The organism is Streptomyces pratensis, from assembly GCF_037137275.1.
GTDB lineage: Bacteria > Actinomycetota > Actinomycetes > Streptomycetales > Streptomycetaceae > Streptomyces > Streptomyces pratensis_B.
The window spans coordinates 1-235 of sequence record NZ_JBBBEN010000026.1 but is presented as its reverse complement, the minus strand read 5'-3'; the positions used below and the strand labels follow the sequence as shown (position 1 = coordinate 235).

Annotated in this window: 1 protein-coding gene; it reads left to right on the top strand. The window is 74.0% G+C overall.

What is annotated here, in order from left to right:
• Nucleotides 1-235, top strand: a 235-nt coding sequence (locus tag V9U70_RS00155; RefSeq protein ID WP_336672324.1) for a tetratricopeptide repeat protein, incomplete at both ends; no start/stop codon positions are given.

Genomic DNA, 235 nt, shown 5'->3' with positions numbered 1-235 from the left:
GAACAACCTCGCCGGCTGGCTGGGCCGGGCGGGGGATGCGGCCGGCGCCGCCACCGCCCTCGCCGACCTGCTGTCCGACATGGCACGGGTGCTGGGCGAGGACCACCCCGAGACCCTGACCACGCGGAATAACTTCGCCTCCTGGCTGGGAGATGCGGGGGATGCGGCCGGTGCCGCCACCGCCCTCGCTGACCTGCTGTCCGACATGGCGCGGGTGCTGGGCGAGGACCATCCC